The organism is Mesorhizobium sp. M4A.F.Ca.ET.050.02.1.1, from assembly GCF_003997725.1.
GTDB lineage: Bacteria > Pseudomonadota > Alphaproteobacteria > Rhizobiales > Rhizobiaceae > Mesorhizobium.
This window is the reverse complement of the sequence record NZ_RZSG01000635.1, coordinates 1-3,555: the sequence shown is the minus strand read 5'-3', so window position 1 is coordinate 3,555 and position 3,555 is coordinate 1. Positions and strand designations below refer to the sequence as shown.

The 3,555-nt window shown below is 62.6% G+C and carries 4 protein-coding genes; 2 read left to right on the top strand and 2 right to left on the bottom strand.

Annotated features, from left to right (window positions below; all coding sequences use genetic code 11):
- Entirely contained in the window at window positions 1–792 is a 792-nt protein-coding gene (locus tag EOA33_RS28390) for an LOG family protein (protein ID WP_127407144.1), read from the top strand.
- Window positions 793–942: 150 nt separating this feature from the next.
- Here EOA33_RS28390 and EOA33_RS28385 read toward each other — a convergent pair whose 3' ends face one another.
- Together EOA33_RS28385 and EOA33_RS28380 are read right to left on the bottom strand one after the other, a co-directional pair.
- A complete protein-coding gene (locus EOA33_RS28385) occupies window positions 943–1,563 on the bottom strand; it encodes a response regulator transcription factor (protein ID WP_245455290.1) in 621 nt (206 codons plus the stop codon).
- A 350-nt stretch (window positions 1,564–1,913) separates the two neighbouring features.
- A complete protein-coding gene (locus EOA33_RS28380) occupies window positions 1,914–2,594 on the bottom strand; it encodes a sensor histidine kinase (RefSeq protein WP_126057193.1) in 681 nt (226 codons plus the stop codon).
- A 291-nt stretch (window positions 2,595–2,885) separates the two neighbouring features.
- Between EOA33_RS28380 and EOA33_RS39330 the strand changes: the two genes are divergently transcribed.
- Window positions 2,886–3,302 carry a hypothetical protein gene (locus EOA33_RS39330; protein WP_189347295.1) on the top strand — a complete coding sequence of 139 codons (417 nt, stop codon included), beginning with the start codon at window positions 2,886–2,888 and terminating at the stop codon, window positions 3,300–3,302.
- Window positions 3,303–3,555: the final 253 nt, after the last annotated feature.

Sequence of the window (3,555 nt, the reverse complement as noted above, 5' to 3'; positions counted from 1 at the left end):
ATGCCGTCCTTCGTCAATGTCGGCGCCTATGTCGATTCGGGCACCATGGTCGACACCTACAGGCTGGCCTGGAACGATCCTGACTTCATGACGCGCCGCGAATTGCGCGCGGTCAGGCTGCAGCTCGAGCTGCTGAAGCCGGAGATGATCCTCGCCGAGCGCGGCATCCAGTCGACGGTGATCCTGTTCGGCGGCGCCCGTATTCCGGAGCCCGGCGGCGAGGCCTGGGCGGCGAAGAACGAGACGCAGAAGCAGAACCTCGAGCTGAACAGCCGCTACTACGAGGAGGCGCGCAAATTCGCCCGTCTCTGCTCGCAGCATTCGGCCAGTTCCTACTATCGTGAGTTCGTCGTCGTCACCGGTGGCGGGCCTGGTGTCATGGAAGCGGGAAATCGCGGCGCCGACGACGTCGGCGCGCCTTCCATCGGCCTCAACATCGTGCTGCCGCACGAGCAGGCGCCAAACGCCTACGTGACGCCGGAACTTTGCTTCAACTTTCACTATTTCGCCATCCGCAAGATGCATTTCGTCATGCGCGCCAAGGCCGTCGCGGTGTTCCCGGGCGGCTTCGGCACGATGGACGAATTCTTCGAGACGCTGACGTTGATCCAGACCGGCCGCATGGAGCGCGTACCGGTGATCCTGTTCGGCAAGGCCTTCTGGCAGCGTGCGATCGATCTCGATTTCCTCGCCGAGCAAGGCACCATCACGCCCGGCGACCAGGACATCATCGATTTCGTCGACACCGCCGACGAGGCCTGGGACATCATCAGCCGCTTCTACAAATTGTAGGCGGATTCCGCAAAAAGCGCCCACGGTCTTCCGGCAGCAATCTGCGACAAGCAAAAGGCCCGAGCAGCGCGTTCGTCGGCTTGCAAGCGAATGTCAGTACTAGAGGGGCGATCCCCGCTGCCCGTTTTCTCGCTGTGCGTGGCGCTTTTGCTATTGCAGTTCGGCCAGCCATCCGACCGAGTGCGCGAAGCGCACTATCGCCGCCCGGGAGTGGAGTTCGAGCTTGTCGGTTGCCCTGGTTCTGTAGGTCTCGATGGTCTTTATGCTTAGATTGAGCCGCGAGGATATCTCCTTGTTGCTGTAGCCGAGTGCAACCAGCTGGATCACGGACCGTTCCCGCTCGCTCAGATTTCCCGCATCGCCCTGCGCGCAGTTGCGCGGGCTGAGCATTCGCGCGGCCAGCGCCGGGTCGACGTAATTGTCGCCGGCCAGCACGCATCTGATGGCTTGCAGCAGGTCGGTGGTCGTCGACCGTTTGACCACGAACCCCCGGCCGCCGGCGGCGAGCACTTGGCGCAGGCAGCCGGGATCTTCGTGCGCCGTCAGTGCGATGCACTTGAGGTCGGGGAACCGTTCGAGGAGGCGCTCGATAAGCATGACCCCATTGATGCCGGGGAGCGAGATATCGATGACCGCAACGTCGGGCTCAGCCTTGCCGATGGTTTCGAGGGCCTCGGCCGCGTTCGCTGCCAGTCCGACGATCGTCATATCCTTCTGACCATCGATCATCGCCCCGATACCCGACAGGACGATAGGGTGGTCATCGACCACAAATATCCGCCTACGCGACACCTTTAACCTCCATCAGTCCGCCAAAGGTACATCACGTGGAGAGGTCCCTTGCCCTTGATGGTTCGAATGACGGCTCGTCCCGGCTGACGGGAGGAGCGCGTCTATCCCTGCAGACCCTGAGCGGGAGCAGTGGGTCGTACATCTCGTCGAACCCTCGCGCCGATTGTAAGCCGCAGCTAAAGGTCTCGGATGTGGCGCGCTTCACGTAGCCCATCGCGAACCTCGAGCTGCTGCCGAGGTTTTTCGTTCAGAATCGCATGCGGACAAATGTCTGGTGCGGATCACATTGCCGTAGACAATCGTGCGCGCCTCGCGGTCCAGGGAAGCCCTCAGTCCGTCAAGGGCACATCGGCATAGAGGGTGGTCCCCTTGCCCCTGGCGGTTTCAATCGACAGCTCGCCTCCGACCAGCGCGAGGCGCTCTCTCATTCCCGCAAGCCCCAGGGCGCGGGAGCCGGGCGTGGCATCGGCATCGAACCCGCAGCCATCGTCTTCGATCGTAAGGCGCAGCCGGCGGTCGCCAATATGTGCCGTCACACTCGCGCGGCGCGGCTGAGCGTGCTTGCCGATGTTGGTAAGCGCCTCTTGCGCGATACGGTATAGGGTCAGGGACACTTCGGGGGCGAGTGGGCACGAAAGTGCTTCGAGGTCCATGTCGCAAGGGATTTCGAGTTGGGCACATAGCATGGCGGCGAGATCCTCGACGGAGGCGCGAAGCCCCAGGTGATCCAGGTCGGCGGGCCGCAGGCTCCAGGCGGCGGCGTGAACCCTGGCGCTCAGTTGATCGACCAGCATGACAGCCCGCGTGAGACGCTCGCCCTGTTCCAGGGATCCTGCGCGGATGCCGTGCAGTTCGAGCGCGACACTGGCCAGCAGCTGGCCGAGATCGTCGTGAAGCTCGCGCGACAGGCGCCGGCACTGTTCTTCCTGCACGGCAATCAAGCGCCGCGCCAATCCCTGGCGCCGCGGCTTCGAAGTGTCGTTCTCGCGTGTGTCGATACCAGTCCGCATCGCCCCTTCTGTTCTCTTGCCGGTGTCTAGAGGACTTGCTGTTCACCGGGCTGTGAGAAGAGGCCCCGAATTTCTGCCTCTCAGCGCAATATACGCCGGCATACGCCCTTATGCCTGTCAGTTTTTTCCCGATTCCACCGGCTTTTCCCGACAAGGACATCGGCTGAAAAACTGACAGAACATGCCGATCAGCCCGAATGTCGAGGCGCCTTTTCTGCGCGCATTCTTCTTGCGTCGTCTCGGCCATCTTTGTTGCGGTCGGGAAGTTCAACGCAAACCAAGGAGAACGTCATGAGGAAGATCATTCTGGCCGCGGCGGTCCTGTCGGCTCTGACAGGTTCGGCGTCCGCATTGTCGATCGGTAGCGGCAACGGCAATGGCAACGGCAACGTTGGCGTCGGCAACGGCAACGGCAACGGCAACGCCAATACCGGCGCCTTCAACGGCAACTTCAACGGCAATGGCAATTTCGGCTTCGGCAACGGCAATGGCAACGGCAATGCCAATGCGGGCGCCTTCAACGGCAACTACAACGGCAACCTCAATGCCGGCGCCGCCAACGGCAACGGCAACGGCAACGGCAATTTCGGCCTCGGCAACGGCAACCTGAATGGCAACGGGAACTGGGGCATCGGCAATGGCAATGTCAACGGCAACGGCAACTGGGGCATGGGCAACGGCAACGGTAACGGCAACGCCAACCAGTAGCGTCGAAAGGCGCTGAAGCTTCTGGGATCGCCGGGCCACGCGCCCGTCCCCCGCGCGAGGCTGTCGCGACAGATCGCCGGCGATCCCAGTCCTTTTGAGGCAGTGGGGTACGGAAGGAGTTCGCACATGAAACCGAGCGTCGTATCGGCACTATGCCTTGGCCTGCTAAGCGCGACCGCCGCGAAGGCCGCCGACAACCGCACGACAGGCGCCCAGGCCTTCAGCATGTCACGCGTCCAGCAAAGCATCGGCC